Source organism: Treponema sp. R6D11, from assembly GCF_054786075.1.
Window position 1 is genome coordinate 1 of sequence record NZ_BDHD01000621.1, and the last position, 690, is coordinate 690.

A 690-nucleotide genomic window follows, 5' to 3' on the forward strand; every position below is an offset into this window, starting at 1 on the left:
AGATGTAAGTGCTAGAAAAACTATTATGGCTATTAGAAAAAGAATCAGTAGATTGATTGATGAAGGAAAAGGATTACACTCAAATAGCTCAACAATGTTGGAGAAGATATTTGAATATCTTAAACAAGGGAAAACAGTCATTGTTGATTTATCATTAAAAGACAGTTACGATGCTAATGTGTTATCAGCTGTTTTGGTTAGAAATTTGTTTGAAAATAATAAAATGTATTATACAGCACAAGATGATTCAAAAGTTATTGAAACGGTAATCTGTGTAGAAGAAGCACAAAATGTAATATCCGAAGAATTTGTTCGTTCAAATGCTAATCCATTTGTAAGATTAGCAAAAGAAGGACGAAAATTTAAGCTTGGAATGATAGCAATTACACAAAGACCATCAGCTATTGCCGATGAAATACGCTCCCAAGCTGAGAATTTCTTTTCTTTTTATATGGGTAATACAGATGATATAAAATCGTTAGTTAGATCAAATATAAATTATGATGGTGTTATTTCGCGTTTTATCCAGAATGAAAGTATTCCTGGTAATCTTTATATGGTATCAGCAAAACAATCTTTTGCCTTACCAGTCAAAGTATTGGAATTTGAAAAATTAGTTGCTGATAAGACGTATAAGTAAGAATATTTGTTTTTGAGGTAGTAAATGCTTTTTCAAACAGTTCCAATGTC

1 protein-coding gene is annotated in these 690 nt (G+C 30.3%); it reads left to right on the top strand.

What is annotated here, in order from left to right; genetic code table 11:
* Positions 1–640, top strand: a 640-nt coding sequence (locus tag ACYVTD_RS15100) for an ATP-binding protein (RefSeq protein ID WP_461248530.1), incomplete at its 5' end; no start/stop codon positions are given.
* Positions 641–690 lie beyond the last annotated feature (50 nt).